Raw genomic sequence first — 15,846 nt, forward strand, 5'->3', positions numbered from 1 at the left:
AGTATGTTCAGTAATAGAACCGGATTCCTGGTAAAACTGTTGTGCATGGCATACTTCAACATGACGGCAAGGTAAACTGGTGGAATTGACTGATGTGAAAAGCTAAACAGTGTCCTATGCCTGCATTTTTATTGGAAGTTGGTACAGAAGAACTACCTGCAAATTTTCTCAGTGATGCCATAGTACAATGGCGATCGCGCATTCCCCAAACTCTGGTAGCTAATAGCCTCAACAGTGAAGCTGTAGAAGTTTATGGTACTCCCCGACGCTTGGCGGTACTCATCAAAGGTTTACCAGCCCAACAACCAGACCGCGAAGAAGAAATTAAAGGCCCTCCTGCCCAAGCTGCTTTTAAAGATGGTCAGCCAACCCCAGCCGCCGTAGGCTTTGCTAAAAAGCAAGGTGTGGAACTAGACGCGCTACAAATTCGCCCCACAGACAAAGGAGATTTTGTCTTTGTTAACAAGAAAACTCCTGGTCGTCCTGTAGCTGACATTTTGACAGAACTAGTTCCCCAATGGATTTTAAATTTAGAAGGTAAGCGGTTGATGCGTTGGGGTGATGGCGATGTGCGATTTTCTCGCCCGGTGCGTTGGCTGGTGGCTTTGTTGGATGATGCAGTTTTGCCGATAGAATTAGTTAACGGTTCTGATAAAATTACAAGCGATCGCATTTCCTATGGTCATCGGGTATTACATCCCGAACCTGTCACTATTAATCAGGCAAACCATTACGTTAACACCCTGCGTTCTGCCTATGTAGTAGTTGATGACAAGGAACGTACAACTACAATTAAAGAACAAGTTTACGCAGCAGTTAATAATGTCAATGGTTCTACAGAAATCTATCCTGACTTGTTAGCAGAAGTAACTAACTTAGTAGAATGGCCTTCGCCAGTTGTTGGTAAATTTGAATCAGAATTTCTCCACTTACCAACAGAAGTGATTACAACTGTGATGGTAAGTCATCAAAGATATTTCCCTGTATTTAAAACAGAAAATCATCAAGAATTATTACCTCACTTCATTACCGTTTCTAATGGCGACCCGACAAAATCAGATATCATCGCCAAGGGTAATGAAAGAGTCATCCGCGCTCGATTAGCTGATGGACAGTTTTTCTATAACGCCGATATAGCTAAACCTTTAGAAAGCTTTTTACCGCAGTTAGAAAAAGTAACTTTCCAGGAAGATTTAGGTTCGCTGCGTGCTAAGGTGAATCGCATAGTTAATATTGCCGAGCAAATTGGTACACAACTTCAACTAGCTGACATAGACCACCAAAATATTCAACGGGCTGCATTGTTATGTAAAGCTGATTTAGTCAGCCAAATGGTTTATGAATTCCCAGAATTGCAAGGCATTATGGGACAAAAATATGCCTTAGCAAGTGGGGAACCGGAAGCAGTGGCAACGGCAATTTTTGAACATTATTTACCCAGGGGAGCCGATGATATTTTACCGGAAACTTTAACAGGTCAAGTTGTCGGTATAGCTGATAGATTAGATACCTTAGTCAGCATTTTTGGCTTAGGGATGATTCCTTCAGGTTCTTCTGACCCCTTTGCTTTGCGTCGGGCGGCAAATGCGATAGTTAATATTACTTGGGCAGCAAATTTAGCAATTAATTTAGATAATTTATTGCAGCAAACAGCCGCTAATTTTGCTAAAGAATATAACAAAGAAGCAGGGCAATTAGTTACAACCTTGCAAGAATTTTTCTTGCAAAGAATTCGGACATTACTGCAAGAAGAAAAGCAAATTGATTACGATTTGGTGAATGCAGTTTTAGGAGAAAATGACCCAGAATATACAGAAAGGGCATTACAAGATTTATTAGATGTACGCGATCGCGCCTTATATCTGCAACAAATCCGCAACGATGGTACTCTCGATAAAATCTACGAAACCGTCAACCGTTCTACCCGCCTCGCAGCCCAAGGCGATTTAGATACTAAACAGCTAGAACCAGCAGGTTTAATTAATCCCGAACTGTTCCAAAAGTCATCAGAGAAAGCATTTTATGATGCCATTGTGGCATTAGTACCGCAAACGCAAACCGCCCAGCAGTCAAGGAATTATCAATTGTTGGTTGCAGAGTTAGAAAAAATCGCGCCTACTGTCAGTAATTTCTTTGATGGGCCAGAAAGCGTGTTGGTTATGGATACAAATCCAGAAATCAAGCGCAATCGGCTGAATTTGCTAGGATTACTGCGAAATCACGCACGAGTGTTATCTGACTTTGGTGCGATTGTGAAAAATCTGTAGCGTAGATCAACAAAAGGTGGTGTAAATGATGCCAATAAACGCTAGTATAAGGAGTGCTTAACCAGGGATCTCTGCTACAGTCTATGTCCAAAGCTCATGTAATTGGATTAGGTAAGTCCGGTGTTGCTGCGGCGAGATTGTTGAAACGGGAAGGCTGGGAGGTGGAGCTAGGAGAGCGAAACACCTCTGAAACCTTCCTGCAACAACAACAAGAACTTGCTGCCGAACAAATCACCGTTAAACTAGGATATTCATTAGATTTAAACGGTACTGATTTACCCCAATTAATTGTTGTTAGTCCTGGCGTACCTTGGGATATTCCCCTGTTAGTCAAAGCAAGAGAACTAGGCATTGAGACTATTGGTGAAATGGAACTCGCTTGGCGACATTTAAAGTCGCAGCCTTGGGTAGCCATCACTGGCACAAACGGCAAAACCACCACCACAGCCTTAATTGCCGCCATTTTTCAAGCAGCCGGATTTGATGCTCCCGCCTGCGGTAACATTGGCTATGCAGCTTGTGAAGTTGCCCTTTCACCAAAGCTTCCCGATTGGGTAATAGGCGAAATTAGCAGCTATCAAATCGAATCATCCTCCTCGTTGGCACCCCGCATCGGCGTTTGGACAACATTTACACCCGACCACCTCGCCCGCCACAAAACTTTAGAAAATTACTACGACATCAAAGCCAAGCTGTTACAGCACTCCCAATTGCAAGTATTTAACGGCGATGATGCTTATTTAAATAAAGTAGGTCTAAGTCATTGGCCTGAAGCTTATTGGACAAGTGTTAAAGGCAAAGATTTTTTAATTGGCGAAAAAGGTTTTTATATCGAAGATGGCTGGGTAGTTGAAAAATTAAACGCCACCTCAACCTCAACACCAGCCAAAATTATTGAAGCCTCTGCATTGCGAATGGTAGGAGAACACAACCTGCAAAATCTCCTCATGGCTGTAGCCGCCGCCAGATTAGCAGATATTCAACCCGATGCAATTACTAAAGCAATTAGAGAATTCCCTGGTGTACCCCACCGCTTAGAACATATCTGCACTTGGGAAGGCATTGACTTTATCAACGACAGCAAAGCCACCAACTATGATGCAGCCGAAGTAGGTTTAGCATCAGTGAAGAGTCCGACAATTTTGATTGCTGGGGGAGAAGCCAAGCCCGGTGATGATACAGGTTGGTTAGCAAAAATCCAAGCCAAAGCAGCCGCAGTGTTACTCATTGGTGCAGCAGCACCAGCCTTTGCCCAACGCTTACAAGAAGTGGGTTACACCAACTACGAAATTGTCGAAACGATGGAAAAAGCTTTGCCTCGGTCAGCCGAATTAGCCAAACAGCATCACGCACCTGTAGTATTGCTGTCTCCTGCTTGTGCTAGTTTCGACCAGTACCCCAACTTTGAAGTGCGCGGTGACGACTTCCGCAACTTGTGTTTAGCTTGGGCAAGTAAAGTATAAAACCAATTCGCAATTCGCAATGACGCTCGCAGGCTCGCTACTGCTTCGCTAACGCAATTCGCAATGAATTCAGCCACCCTTATGGGGCAATACGGTTCAGTTAAGCGTTTCTTTCTTCTCTTCGCCTCCTTCTCTAACGAGACGTTACGCGATAGTGGTTTGTCAAGAAAATTACCTTGGCAAAAAGTTTTAGCCCTAACTGAACTGTATTTGCGTATAACCCAATAAAGTTTCTTTAAGGGCTTGCTTAATAAGCGGCTATCTCAGCACCAGGATCAATGTAAGGTGCCGGCCCAGTATTATCATGGGTACAGGTAAGAACCATTGTGGTTGGCTCACTTAAAACAACGACTGTAACCCCACTGATTGTAGATACAAACGATGCACCAGGTTGTACTCCAGCCGTGGTTGCGTGTCCAGAAATAATCGCACCTGTTTCTTTGGCGCGGACAAAGCATCGCACGATGTCGTTGGCAGTATTATTTACAGGTGACGCTGAATAATTAATTATCCACTTACCAGGAGGAAGAGAAATTTGCGTTAGTCTAAGTTCTGCACCTCCAATAGTAGGCAAATTAAGAGGTTGTGTTGTGTCGGAAAAGTATACTACGTTAATTGCTGTTGCAGGCAGTGTTAAGCTGACTACCGATCCAACAATAGCTACCAAGGAACTACCCAATGCTAATGGTTTCATATTTTAATGAATTGTTGGTTAATTACATCAAGCCAATAACCTTTATCAATATTGCAATATAGTGTTACTAGCTACTTCATCTACAATTTCTTAGAAAATCTACATAAACCATATCTATAGCAATCCTAAATCAGTTGCAAACAAATCTATTGCCGTAATAATTCAGAACTCAGAAGTCATAATTTAAAAGCAATAAGCGTATAATTCGACTATTAATTGAAAAGAATTCGACTAAATTTTCCAACATTCTGGCTCCTGGATTCTGACTCCTGAATTCTTACCTATTGCCTCTTCCCTATTGCCTGCCCCCATAAGCAGTTTATAAATCAAATAGGATTGCTATAGAAATCAATATGACTCCTTAACTGAGGAGAATCTTTAATAAATGTGTCCAATCGGTGTTCGTACTAGTAAATCAACTCACGCACTGGAAACAGGTGTAGCCAAGCTTTGGCTGATATTGGTAGGAGTAAATCAATACCAGGATGAGCAAATACCCTGTTTGCGTTACTCTGCAAAAGATTGTCAGGGATTAGCAGCCGCATTAAACGCTGCAACAGGCGGATTTCCGCAAAAAGAGTTAAGGATTTACTGCGATTACGCCGAGATACCTTTATTAGAAAATATCCGCGCCAGTCTGCAAGAAATTGCAGCTGCAACTAAACCAATAGATACGGTTCTATTTTATTTTTCTGGACACGGAATGTTGGAACCATCAACTCAACAGGTGGTGTTGTGTCTACAAGATACTCAAAAAGATAAATTAATACAAACTGGTTTTCCATTACAAGAATTATTACAATTATTAGAAAATTGTGCAGCCCAACAGCAATTAGTTTGGTTAGATGCTTGTCATAGTGGTGATTTAACATTGTTGGGGGCAAAGGGAGAAGCAGATCCACAACTTAACCCGACACAAGAATTAGTAGAAATTTTGCGACAAAGAGCCGCCAAACGCAAGGGATTTTATGCTTTTTTGTCTTGCGATCGCGGTCAGCGTTCTTGGGAATTTCCTCAACTAAAACATGGAGTTTTCACCTATTACTTAATTCGCGGTCTGCGGGGAGAAGCCGCAGACTCACAAGGTATCATCGAAGCTGATGGCTTATACAGATATGTTTATCATCAAACATTGGCATATATAGATAAAGCAAATCAGCAATTACGAGTAATTAATCAGTTAAAAAAAGGCAGAGGAGACAGTCAAATTCATTCAGAATATCCTTTACAAACTCCTAAGCGTATTGTCGAGGGTGTTGGCGAAGTAATTTTAGGACTCAAACCAAACGCCAAAGGGTTGTTACAATATCCAAGACAAGCATTGATTGTTGAGGGAAATCCTAAATTTAAAAGTGCTTCAGCTTTAATTAAAATCCTCAGTACCTCTGGTAGTTTTGAAACTAATTCTTGGACAATCAGAGGTAATAACGCCACTGCTGATGTACATAAAGCTATTCAAAAATGCTTACTATCGGCATCATTTTCTGAGTCAGCAAACAATTCCTCTCTAGAAGAAACTGCAACTACATTTTTATATCTCCGAGGACAAATTCAAGAAAAAGCCGGCGAAGTAGTATTAGCTATATCTGATAATATAGTCATTACTCGTACTTGGTTAAGAAAACAATTACGTTTGTGTAAATCTCAACAAATTATCGTTGTAGATTGCATTGGAGAACAAGAACAGAAGCTTTTACGTGATTGGTTTGAAGATTTACATTTAGGCATAGAAACAGGACAATGTTTAATTATTAGTTCTGCGCCCCTAGATAAAAATGAAAAATTTGTTGCTACTTTATTAGAAATTTTGGGGAAAAATCAAACATCTGGACTCACTGCTGCAAGTTTAATTACTCAGTTACAAATAGAGTTGAATTCAAGTGATATTCAACTTTATTTCTGGCTATCTGGTTCTCAGGGAATCATTGAAGTGTTTCCAGAAAAGCATTTATTTACTAGCGAAAATTTTAACCAAGAAACCGAAGATATTGATAATTTAAGTTCAGATGTAGGAGTAGATTACACTCAATTACGTGATTTACTCCAAGCGGGTAGATGGTTGGAAGCAAATGAAGCAACCACCAGTCTCATGCTAAAAGTAGCTGATAGAGAACAACAGCGTCATCTTAATTTGCAGAGTTTAGAAAACTTTCCTTGTGCTGATTTGCAAACTATCGATTATCTCTGGGTGAAATACAGTCGGGGACGCTTTGGTTTTAGTGTTCAACAACGTATTTGGCAAAATATTCAAGGTAGTGCAACTGACCCGGTTTTGTCGTTCATGATTGGGAGTGATAGAGTTGCTGCTGCTGAAACTTGCATTGATTTTGGTAATCGTGTTGGGTGGCGGTTAAAAGATACTTGGGTAAATTATGATGATTTGATTTGGCATGAAGATGCACCCATTGGACATTTACCATTTTTCGGTTTTTTTGATCAGGTTTGGCGAGTCAAAGTCTTAGGCGTTTGGGAATGGCATAGTGCGATCGCTACAGCTAGTTGGTGGCAATTGTGTGTTAATTTATTCTCTCGTTTAACACATTGCCAAACTATAGCAAAAGGCAAATGAGCATATATAAATTTAGAGCTTAGTCTGGGAATACTAAACCCAGCACTAAATTCTTATATGTCTTTTTTACACAAAATAACCAGGATATTTTTAAGTAATAACTCTGGGGTGGCATCATCGGCTACTACCCAACAACCTGTGGGATTGCAACAGCCAGCAAAACCAGCAAAATCAAAAACTATGGCTGAAATAGAACAGGAAATAGCCGCAAAACAGATGAATATCCCGCCTCAAAAGCCACGTAGCAAATCCAAAGGGGGTATAGGTACTAAGTTAATTTGGCTCACAATATTGCTCGGACTTCCCGCAGGTGTAGTTTGGGGTGCTAATCAGCCTTACCCAGTAATTCGTCGTGCTGTGGTGCAGAAAGCACCTGTCTTATTGATACCAAGCTACATGAGTATGGATCAACATTATCGGCAAGCATTGGCATCAATGCAGCAAGCTGAATACTTGATTGAAAAACCTACAAGTGCCGCAGACTTGGCTTTAGGAGAACAACAGCTACAAAAAACAAAAACGCATTTAGATAACTTACCAACTGGGTTGGTTCAAGATTTGCCAGAATACAGATATTGGTGGTATGAATGGCGGTTAAGCGTTTACGGGTTAAATGCAGCACGTAGTAAAGTAGGGCAGCTAGAAGCTAAAGTTTTTCAAGAAAAAAATGCTCAAACTTTGCTGACTGAGAATAGCCAAGCATTATTAAATGCCAAACAGCAATATCAACAGGCTACAACAGTAACCGATAAAAAAACTGCGATCGCAACTTGGCGTACAGCACTTGATAAACTAGAACAAATTCCTGGTGAAACCCTTGCCGGAAAAACGGCTCAAAATCAACTAGAAGGCTACCAACGAGACTTTAAAGAAATAGTGGGATTAGCAGCTGGTAATGAACGCGTCAGTACATTAATTACCGCCGCCCAGCAATTTTCTTGGCAAGCGGCTAAAGCTGGCCAAAATCCACCCCACACCGTCGCTGAATGGCAACAGATAGAAAATTTATGGCAAGAAGCCATTGAAAGATTAAAACAAATTTCATCCGACGATGTGGTGGGTTATGCAGAGGCGCAAAAGTTGTTAGCAATTTATGAAACTAACTTAGGTCAAGTGAAGATCCGCCGAGAAGCTGAGGCTGATTCTGTACAGGCTTTAGCAACAGCGCAACGAGAAATCGAAAACTCACTAGCTTCAATTCCTAACGATCCCCAAAATATAGAACGTAATCGGATAATTAGCCAATTGCACAGCATTATTAACCAATTAGAAAATGTAGACAAAGGCACAACTGTTTATTTAAAAGCCCAAGAGTTGCTACTATCGGCAAATAATAAATTAAAGCAACTACAGTAGGGAAGAGGTGACAGGTGACAGTAAATATTAAGTCGGGTGTTTTACTGCTATGTAAGGATTTGGGAGTTTCAGAAAATCAGGATTAGCCGTAACGCACTCCTTCTCTCAGTGCGTTACGGTTTGCTATAACGCACCCTACTGGCTATACCCCTACACCCTGGTCTAAACCCTTGATTTTTCGTTTCCGGAGTTAGTCCTAACTCTGTCACCTATCACCTGTCACCTGTTACCTGTCACCTGCGTAACACCTAAAAATCAGTGAGTTAATACACGCTTTTGTAATGGCAACTGGAAGCGATCGCCTGGTTTAGGTTCCATCACCTGTGTGATCAGATTATTCTCCCGAAGTGCAGCACGCAACTCCTCAGCACTACCTATATCCTTCAACAATTGTGACAATAATCCTTCATAGCTTGTCTCTGCTGTGGCTGCGGTTGGTAGTATAAATTGTGGTTGCAACCATTTAGCCACTTCTAAAGTGCTATTTGTACCTCTAATAATTGCCCCGACTAACGGCAATGCCAAATCAACTGTTGGCGTGATAATTACATCAACAGGCGCAACTTGTTTCAGTTGTGGAGAGTGATATCCATGTGGTTCGTAATAGAGCGTTATGCCAGTATCTAATTCTTTGAGGAAATAACTATTTTCTACTAAAGTAGGGCCAATAGGCGAACCCGGAAAAGCCTTAATTTCTATTTGATTATTTAACTTAAAGCTTTCACCATGTGCTAAGGATGTTACAGAGATATAACCCAACTCTTGGACAATTTTAGCCGCATTCGGCGAAGCCACAACCGGAATATGAGGGTCAAGCTGCTTCAGTGTTGGTATGTGACTATGATCTGCCAAACCTTGAGACAGCAATATCAAATCAATCTTTTCTGTAATTAATCTTTCTTGTTTTAGAGAACCTTTAAACAGCCAATCTAAGTTAAAACTTAACGAACCAACTAGCCAAGGGTCAATAAGTATTTTTTGACCACCCATTTCAATTAGCCAACTATTGTTGTCTAACCAAGTTATGTACATAAATAAACCGAAGATAACGCCTGTTTTTATTATCAATCAGTTGATAGGGTTAGGGGCTGGGGGCTAGAGACTAGATACTAGAGAATAGTATTTTTTTCTTTGTACTCAGCACTTAGAACTTGTTCAAATATGAAAAACTTTCTTCTCTAACCCCTAACCTCTAGCCCCTATTCTCAAGACACTATAAAGCCATACTTTTTCAGTACAGCCTTAGCTTGAGGGCTAGATAAAAATTGGGCGAACTCCTTGGCAGCATTGGCATTCTTACTGCTTTTAAGCACAGCCATTGGATAAGTAATTGGGGAGTGATATTTCTCATCAGCAACCACAACCACTTTTACCTTGTCAGAGATTTTGGCATCAGTGGCATAAACTAAACCTGCATCAGCATTGCCACTTTCCACCGCCGCCAAGACTTGGCGCACGTTGTTGGCATAAACTAGTTTTCCAGTCACTTGCTGCCAAATCTTGAGCTTTTCTAGAACTTGTTGAGCGTATTGACCTGCTGGAACACTTCTTGGTTCACCAATAGCTATACGCTTGATTTTCGCTTCTCTCAGGTTGTAAAGGCTGGTGATGCCAGTGCTATTTTTAGGTACGACTAAAACAAGGCGGTTCTTGGCAAGAACAGAGCGAGTCCCAGGAACTAAAAGTCCTTTTTGCTCTAAAGCATCTACTTGCTTTTTACCAGCAGAAATAAAGATATCGGCTGGTGCGCCTTGCTCAATCTGCTGTTGTAATGCTCCTGAAGCACCGAAGTTATAATTTATGTTGACATTGGGTTTACTCTTTTGATGTAGAGGTTTAATTTCTTCTAATGCGTCTTTCAAACTAGCCGCAGCAGAAACAAGCAAGCTAACGTTTGACTGTGCTGTGACAGCAGAAGGTAAAATTAATGGGGAGCAAACAGCTAGCAACAAACTAGCAAGTGCGCTACCAAAAAAGGCAATAATTTGTCTTCTTTTCATAGAGAAAGGTTTAGCGATAGATTCTTCTGCAATTTGATGGCGCTTGGTAAGATTGTACCGAGCGTCATTACATTATTTACCAACGTAATTGGTAACATTATGCCAAGAAAAGAACAAGGATGGATCACATTTCAAACATCGGAAGAGGAGCGTAAAATTTTAGAAGAGTTCTGTCAGGACTCTCAGCGAACCAAAACCGAGATTCTTCGGGAACTGGTACGTGGTTTAAACAAGCAAACAACAGCACAAGTATCTATACCAACTAAAAAGGCTGACAAAGCAGTGGCTCAAGCACCTGAGTTGGAAATTCCTACGCAAAAGAAGCCTTTAAAAGTTAGTTCGCGCAATATTTTGAAGGGTGTTATTAAAAAAGTTGTGACTGGAGCAGTTAATTGTGAGGTAACACTAGAAATTGTTCATAAAGTTGAGCTAACTTCAATGATTACTAAAACCTCGGCAGAAGAATTGGGATTAGCTGAAGGAGAAGAAGCCTATGCAGTAATTAAATCTAATGATATTGTGATTGCTAAAGAATAGAGATATAGCAGGGGACAGGTGATAGGTAACAAACAGGTGACAGAATGAAAAGTCTTATAGTATCTAAATTTTATTATCTGTTGATGTTCTCAATACCTTGGCGATTGCTATAAGTAATTTCTTTGCTATTGAATTTTTGCTTTATAAAGTGGGATAAGCTCTCTAGCCTAGGGTGCAGGTGTGAGGATACTTATCCCATAAAGCTTAGGATCTTCTTCTGTTGGTTGACTCTTGTCTATCTACAGGAAAAACTTCAAAATCAAATGTTGCAATTAGACGGTCATCAACATATACCTGTATTTTATGCTTACCTGGAGGATCACCAGCTGCGATCGTCCAAAAGTTTTCAATCATGCCATCGTTAGCTACGGCTTTGCGCCTCATCACCGACTCTGTACCGTCGGCAGAGACTGTAAAGTTTTCACCATCATCTGTAGCCCAAGTTTCTGGCGGTTTTGGTAAGCGCAAAACTTCTCGCCATGTAACTTCACCTTTGTAGTCTTTAAGTTGAATCCGCCACCCATATTTACTGCCTTCTTGTAGCGGTACTCTGAATGTCGGGATGAAGTTAACTTTACCTCTAGCATCAACTCTCGCCACCCCAAACTCAGCTTTATCGACGTTTATCGATTGTTTTGTATTGCTTGCTTGAGAAATTGACTTAGAAGATGTTACGGTATTTTCGGCGATCGCTACAGTAGCATTGATTGGCTTAGAAGCTATCAACCCAGAGACTAGCCAAGAAGAAGTTAGTACAACTATTGCAGCCCAAATTCTCATTAGCAAAATTTTTTGGTCATTTACTGGTACATATTCCAATCTTCTCATCTATTCTCCGGGTTTAGATAAGATGAAGACCTATGTTTAAATTATCAAGATAAAGTATGTTTGTAGTTAAATTTTGAACACAAGAAAGACAAAATAAAAGTAAGTTTCTCGCAGCAAAAACTCTATCTGACTACGAAAAGTGCGATATCTTGTTGTCGGTGTCGGTGATGGATATGCATCCATTCCTAAATGTTTTGCCATCAATACGGAACGTTTCATATGTAAGGGATCGCTGACAATCAGAAACTTGGTTAAATTATGCCCAGATATTACTTCTAAAGCATTTTTCAAGTTCTGGTATGTTGTGCGCGATCGCGTTTCAGTTAAAATCTCAGCTGCTTTTACTCCGTTTGCTACAGCATAGTTTTTACCAACTATCGCCTCAGCAAGTTCATCACTTTCACCAACCCCACCAGTAAAAATTATTTTAGATACATTTGCGTTTTTATACAGATTAATTCCATGATTAATTCGTTCTCGAAACACAGGTGATGGTTCATTTCCCCATACTGCTGCTCCCAAAACAATTGCCGCATCTGCTTTAATATTACTACTATTATTTCCGTACCAATAAATATTTAAGGCAGTAGTGACAAACACTACAATTAATGTAGAAATTGCAGTGATAAATATCATCATTAGCCATTTTCGGTAAATCTTTTTAGCAGGCATAAGCTAATAATCACTTAATTTGCTTGTTGAGACCGCAAGGGAGCAGGGGAGAGGGATTACAGTTTTTACCCAAAATTTCAATTGTGCAACTTGTAAGCACAAAAGCTTAAAAGATAACTATAAAACTCATTCTTGATGTTTACGAAACTAAGTACACCTATACCTTCCCTATTTCCTATTGCCTATTGCCTTAAATCTATATAACTACCCTTCTACCAGATTCCAAAAATAGCCATCCGGTGCAGTGAAAGAGAAACTTTGTTCCCGAAACTCATTTTCGATAATATTGGTAAAATTTAGCACTGAACTGCTCTTGATGCGATCGCAATATTCTCGAATTCCCCGCACGCGGTAAGTATAGAGTGACATTCCTAAACTTCCTGGTTGTGCTGCTTCAAACCGCGATTCTAAATTCATCGCCTCTGGAAAGCGAATCACATAAAGTCTGCCACTCCGCGCCGCCATCAAGTCTGTCTGGGAAGAACGAGGATCATCAAAAGTAGTGACAATAAATTTTTCCCCAGGCTTCAGGTCAAACAAATCTCGACCTGCTGGCGAAGACTCATAGCTAGTTTCCACATCATCCCGCACCCGCAACAAACCCAAAACATCCTCATAAAATTTCAGGCTGGTTTTACTGTCATCTTGAACAATAATTCCTATGTGGGTAAACTGGCTAGTTTTAAAAGCCGATGCTTCGTTGATTTGCCCGTAATGTGGTATGGTATAGCCAAATCTTTGAAATAAAACTTGACGCGTCAAGGGTTGCAATAGCAACATTTCTCGCACCCCCGCCGCCGTGTCAATAAAAGGACGGCTTTTGCGTTCTTTATTGTAAATAACTTCCCAATAAGGATAGCTATATCTCACAGCAAAACCAGCCGCTTTCGCTTCTTCCGCATGATTCAGGAGAGTTAAAATATCTGATGTTAAGGTAGTCGCCCAACGGTTTCCCTTAATTTTCATTGATGCCAACCCCAACCCTTGATTAGTGGGATTTTGCCAAACCATCAACCGAATCAAACCATGATCGGCATTTTGGTGGTAAAGGCGAATTGATCGCAACCCAGAATTCACACCATATAATTGATAGGCTGTAGCCGCAGGTAATTGGCCTACTTGTCCAATGCGATAGCCAAATTGTTCCCAATATTGAATAGCAAAAATTGGGTCTGGAACACCAATACATACTTCATAGATGCCTGCAATTGTAGTTTCTTGTCCCAGAGTCATACTAAATTGTGATTTTGAGATATTTTACCAACCAAACAATAATAATTCGTAATTGGTAAGTCGTAATTAATATAGCAGTCATAAATCATTTGTGAATAACAAAATACCCGACTTCTTAAAGAAGCCAGGTATCGTAAAATGAATAGCGATCGCTTCCAACGTACAAAACTAAGCTTGACTCAAATCAACCTTGACAATCATGTCATTGTAATCTTTATCACCAAGCCCAGTTAAATCCTCAAAACCAAAAACATTATTACCTAACAAGCGAATATGGTCATTTTTGTCTGAATTAGCACCCAATAAAGGGAAATAAACCGTCGGATCATTATTGGGATTATTATCTAACACAGCTTCAGGTCTACCATTGACAATAATAAATGGCACAAAAATCTCACCGCCAGCAAACGAACCAGTATAGGTGGCACTACCTTGATTATTCACAGTTAAACTTATCCCTGCAACACTTTGATTCACAGCCGCTTGAAGATAACCAGCTTGTCCAACTAAGACATCAGCCACACCATCATTATTAGTATCAATACCACCATTGGCATCAGTTACGCGATAAAAACCCACAAAACTGTCATAGCTGGCTTCTCGATTCACGGTAAATTTTGCAGTCACAGCACCATTAAAATCTCGTAAATCAATCACCTCACCTTGGGAATTGTTTTGTAGTGTTGTACCCAGGGGTAAAGCATCATCTGTAGCTTGAACATTTACTACCAAGTCATTAAATTCAGTCACATTGTTATTAGAACCATCACACCAACCTAGAGAAAAGATATTATTTCCCAAATCTGTAATCTTTTGGCTAGAGGCATCAGAGAAAATGATATCTGCGGAACTAGTAGCACCAGCTTTAACAGCATCAAAAGTATTATTCCTGATTAAAGCAAACCTGAATTTATCATTGGTAGTGAATTCTAGAGTACGAGTCTGATTGTGACTATCAAACCCATTAGAAATCTTGGCAATAGCAGAGAAAATGACTGAACTTCTGGCTATAGCTGCCTCAACATAACCAGCCGTACCTGAAGCAATACCGTTGATTGTGCCATTGTTATCATCAACAGTAAAGACTGCCAATTCATTGACTAATTCAGAGTTGTGTCCTTTCAGGGAAACTTGCAATTTAGTAGTTGTCTGGGAACTACGGATTTGGAATATATCATTAGCACTATTGATTAACTGTGTAACTACTGTGTTGACTGGCGGAATCAACACATCATTCATAGAAGCGTTTCCCTGATCTTTGACAGTGACTTTAGAAAGAGGAATGTTGACATCAAAAGCTTGAGTAGTCGTCAAATTACCATCGCTGACGGTAAAGGTGAAATCATCTGAGTCATCTGTAATCAGTCCATTAATGGCAGTCGCATTTGGGGTATAGGTGTATTCTCCAGTTTGGGTGTTGAGTGTGAGAGTGCCATATTTACCCTCTTTGGTAACGGTGTTATTAGCGACATTGATACTGCCATCTGTGATGCCAAAAACAGGTTTTGTGTCGATGTTAGAGTCGGCATCACCTAGGGTGCCTGTAATGTTGGTGGTGGTGTCTGTCAGGTTCGCCGAAATGACTGGTTGTACATTTGTTGTGTCATTAGTCGCCGGAATGTTGACCTCAAAAGCTTGGGGAGAAATCGAACTACCATCGCTGACGGTGAAGGTGAAATCATCTAAAGCGTCTGTAGTCAGTCCATTGATGGCAGTCGCATTTGGGGTATAGGTGTATTCTCCAGTTTGGGTGTTGAGTGTGAGAGTGCCATATTTACCCTCTTTGGTAACAGTGTTATTCGTGACATCGACACTGCCATCTGTAATGCCATAGACAAGGTTTGTGCCGATGTCTGGGTCTGTACCAACTAAGGTGCCTGTAATGTTGGCGGTAGTGTCGGTCAGGTTAGCAGGCGTGAGTGGTTGTAAGATTGGTGTGTCGTTGACCCCCGGAATGTTAACCTCAAAAGTTTGGGTCGTCGTCAAATTACCATCGCTGACGCTGAAGGTGAAGTCATCTAAAGCATCGCTAGTCAGGGCATTGATGGCAGTTACATTGGGAGTGTAAATGTATTCTCCAGTTTGGGTGTTGAGTATGAGAGTGCCATATTTCCCTTCTTTGGTAACGATGTTATTAGCGATATCGACAATACCGTCACTGATGCCATAAACCGTGCCGTCTGGGTTTGCCCCAGCCAAGGTGCCGGTAATGTTGGTGGTGGTGTCT

The 15,846-nt window shown here is 40.7% G+C and carries 13 protein-coding genes; 6 read left to right on the forward strand and 7 right to left on the reverse strand.

What is annotated here, in order from left to right; translation table 11 throughout:
- Positions 1 to 116: 116 nt before the first annotated feature.
- From glyS to H6G76_RS07995, 3 genes are all read left to right on the forward strand, one after another.
- Positions 117 to 2,267, forward strand: coding sequence for a glycine--tRNA ligase subunit beta (gene glyS, locus H6G76_RS07985; RefSeq protein ID WP_190698084.1), 2,151 nt, complete (start codon positions 117 to 119; stop codon positions 2,265 to 2,267).
- 83 nt (positions 2,268 to 2,350) lie between these two features.
- Positions 2,351 to 3,730, forward strand: coding sequence for a UDP-N-acetylmuramoyl-L-alanine--D-glutamate ligase (gene murD / locus H6G76_RS07990; protein WP_190698086.1), 1,380 nt, complete (start codon positions 2,351 to 2,353; stop codon positions 3,728 to 3,730).
- 63 nt (positions 3,731 to 3,793) lie between these two features.
- The gene (locus H6G76_RS07995; RefSeq protein ID WP_190698089.1) at positions 3,794 to 3,958 is read left to right on the forward strand and encodes a hypothetical protein; all 165 of its coding nucleotides are present in this window, start codon (positions 3,794 to 3,796) and stop codon (positions 3,956 to 3,958) included.
- A 19-nt stretch (positions 3,959 to 3,977) separates the two neighbouring features.
- Here the strand turns inward: H6G76_RS07995 and H6G76_RS08000 are convergent, their stop codons facing one another.
- Entirely contained in the window at positions 3,978 to 4,424 is a 447-nt protein-coding gene (locus tag H6G76_RS08000; protein ID WP_190698092.1) for a hypothetical protein, read from the reverse strand.
- Between the two features lie 385 nt (positions 4,425 to 4,809).
- On the opposite strand from H6G76_RS08000, the gene H6G76_RS08005 reads away from it, so the two are divergent.
- On the forward strand, positions 4,810 to 6,993 hold the full coding sequence (locus tag H6G76_RS08005) for a GUN4 domain-containing protein (RefSeq protein ID WP_190698097.1): 2,184 nt from the start codon (positions 4,810 to 4,812) through the stop codon (positions 6,991 to 6,993).
- A 57-nt stretch (positions 6,994 to 7,050) separates the two neighbouring features.
- A complete protein-coding gene (locus H6G76_RS08010) occupies positions 7,051 to 8,349 on the forward strand; it encodes a hypothetical protein (protein WP_190698100.1) in 1,299 nt (432 codons plus the stop codon).
- A 255-nt stretch (positions 8,350 to 8,604) separates the two neighbouring features.
- Here the strand turns inward: H6G76_RS08010 and H6G76_RS08015 are convergent, their stop codons facing one another.
- Together H6G76_RS08015 and modA are read right to left on the reverse strand one after the other, a co-directional pair.
- A complete protein-coding gene (locus H6G76_RS08015; protein ID WP_190698102.1) occupies positions 8,605 to 9,381 on the reverse strand; it encodes an MBL fold metallo-hydrolase in 777 nt (258 codons plus the stop codon).
- 173 nt (positions 9,382 to 9,554) lie between these two features.
- On the reverse strand, positions 9,555 to 10,349 hold the full coding sequence (modA, locus tag H6G76_RS08020) for a molybdate ABC transporter substrate-binding protein (RefSeq protein ID WP_190698105.1): 795 nt from the start codon (positions 10,347 to 10,349) through the stop codon (positions 9,555 to 9,557).
- Positions 10,350 to 10,448: 99 nt separating this feature from the next.
- On the opposite strand from modA, the gene H6G76_RS08025 reads away from it, so the two are divergent.
- Positions 10,449 to 10,886 carry a molybdopterin-binding protein gene (locus tag H6G76_RS08025; protein ID WP_190698335.1) on the forward strand — a complete coding sequence of 146 codons (438 nt, stop codon included), beginning with the start codon at positions 10,449 to 10,451 and terminating at the stop codon, positions 10,884 to 10,886.
- A 204-nt stretch (positions 10,887 to 11,090) separates the two neighbouring features.
- On the opposite strand, the gene H6G76_RS08030 is transcribed toward H6G76_RS08025, so the two are convergent.
- The 4 genes from H6G76_RS08030 to H6G76_RS36910 form a co-directional block, all read right to left on the reverse strand.
- Positions 11,091 to 11,666, reverse strand: coding sequence for a hypothetical protein (locus H6G76_RS08030; protein ID WP_190698338.1), 576 nt, complete (start codon positions 11,664 to 11,666; stop codon positions 11,091 to 11,093).
- 114 nt (positions 11,667 to 11,780) lie between these two features.
- Positions 11,781 to 12,386 (reverse strand): YdcF family protein, encoded by a 606-nt coding sequence (locus H6G76_RS08035; RefSeq protein ID WP_190698108.1) that lies wholly within the window; start codon positions 12,384 to 12,386, stop codon positions 11,781 to 11,783.
- A 204-nt stretch (positions 12,387 to 12,590) separates the two neighbouring features.
- Positions 12,591 to 13,619, reverse strand: a complete 1,029-nt coding sequence (locus H6G76_RS08040) for a VOC family protein (RefSeq protein ID WP_190698110.1) — start codon at positions 13,617 to 13,619, stop codon at positions 12,591 to 12,593.
- Between the two features lie 168 nt (positions 13,620 to 13,787).
- Positions 13,788 to 15,818 carry a DUF4114 domain-containing protein gene (locus tag H6G76_RS36910; protein ID WP_242056344.1) on the reverse strand — a complete coding sequence of 677 codons (2,031 nt, stop codon included), beginning with the start codon at positions 15,816 to 15,818 and terminating at the stop codon, positions 13,788 to 13,790.
- Between the last annotated feature and the right edge of the window lie 28 nt (positions 15,819 to 15,846).

This window comes from Nostoc sp. FACHB-152 (assembly GCF_014697475.1).
In the GTDB taxonomy this organism is placed as follows: domain Bacteria; phylum Cyanobacteriota; class Cyanobacteriia; order Cyanobacteriales; family Nostocaceae; genus Nostoc_B.

What these genes read in the sequence shown, in the direction of transcription:
- glyS (WP_190698084.1), top strand. Translation starts at nt 117, where the DNA reads ATGCCTGCATTTTTATTGGAAGTTGGTACAGAAGAACTACCTGCAAAT.
- murD (WP_190698086.1), top strand. Translation starts at nt 2,351, where the DNA reads ATGTCCAAAGCTCATGTAATTGGATTAGGTAAGTCCGGTGTTGCTGCG.
- H6G76_RS07995 (WP_190698089.1), top strand. Translation starts at nt 3,794, where the DNA reads ATGAATTCAGCCACCCTTATGGGGCAATACGGTTCAGTTAAGCGTTTC.
- H6G76_RS08000 (WP_190698092.1), bottom strand. Translation starts at nt 4,424, where the DNA reads ATGAAACCATTAGCATTGGGTAGTTCCTTGGTAGCTATTGTTGGATCG.
- H6G76_RS08005 (WP_190698097.1), top strand. Translation starts at nt 4,810, where the DNA reads ATGTGTCCAATCGGTGTTCGTACTAGTAAATCAACTCACGCACTGGAA.
- H6G76_RS08010 (WP_190698100.1), top strand. Translation starts at nt 7,051, where the DNA reads ATGTCTTTTTTACACAAAATAACCAGGATATTTTTAAGTAATAACTCT.
- H6G76_RS08015 (WP_190698102.1), bottom strand. Translation starts at nt 9,381, where the DNA reads ATGTACATAACTTGGTTAGACAACAATAGTTGGCTAATTGAAATGGGT.
- modA (WP_190698105.1), bottom strand. Translation starts at nt 10,349, where the DNA reads ATGAAAAGAAGACAAATTATTGCCTTTTTTGGTAGCGCACTTGCTAGT.
- H6G76_RS08025 (WP_190698335.1), top strand. Translation starts at nt 10,449, where the DNA reads ATGCCAAGAAAAGAACAAGGATGGATCACATTTCAAACATCGGAAGAG.
- H6G76_RS08030 (WP_190698338.1), bottom strand. Translation starts at nt 11,666, where the DNA reads ATGAGAATTTGGGCTGCAATAGTTGTACTAACTTCTTCTTGGCTAGTC.
- H6G76_RS08035 (WP_190698108.1), bottom strand. Translation starts at nt 12,386, where the DNA reads ATGCCTGCTAAAAAGATTTACCGAAAATGGCTAATGATGATATTTATC.
- H6G76_RS08040 (WP_190698110.1), bottom strand. Translation starts at nt 13,619, where the DNA reads ATGACTCTGGGACAAGAAACTACAATTGCAGGCATCTATGAAGTATGT.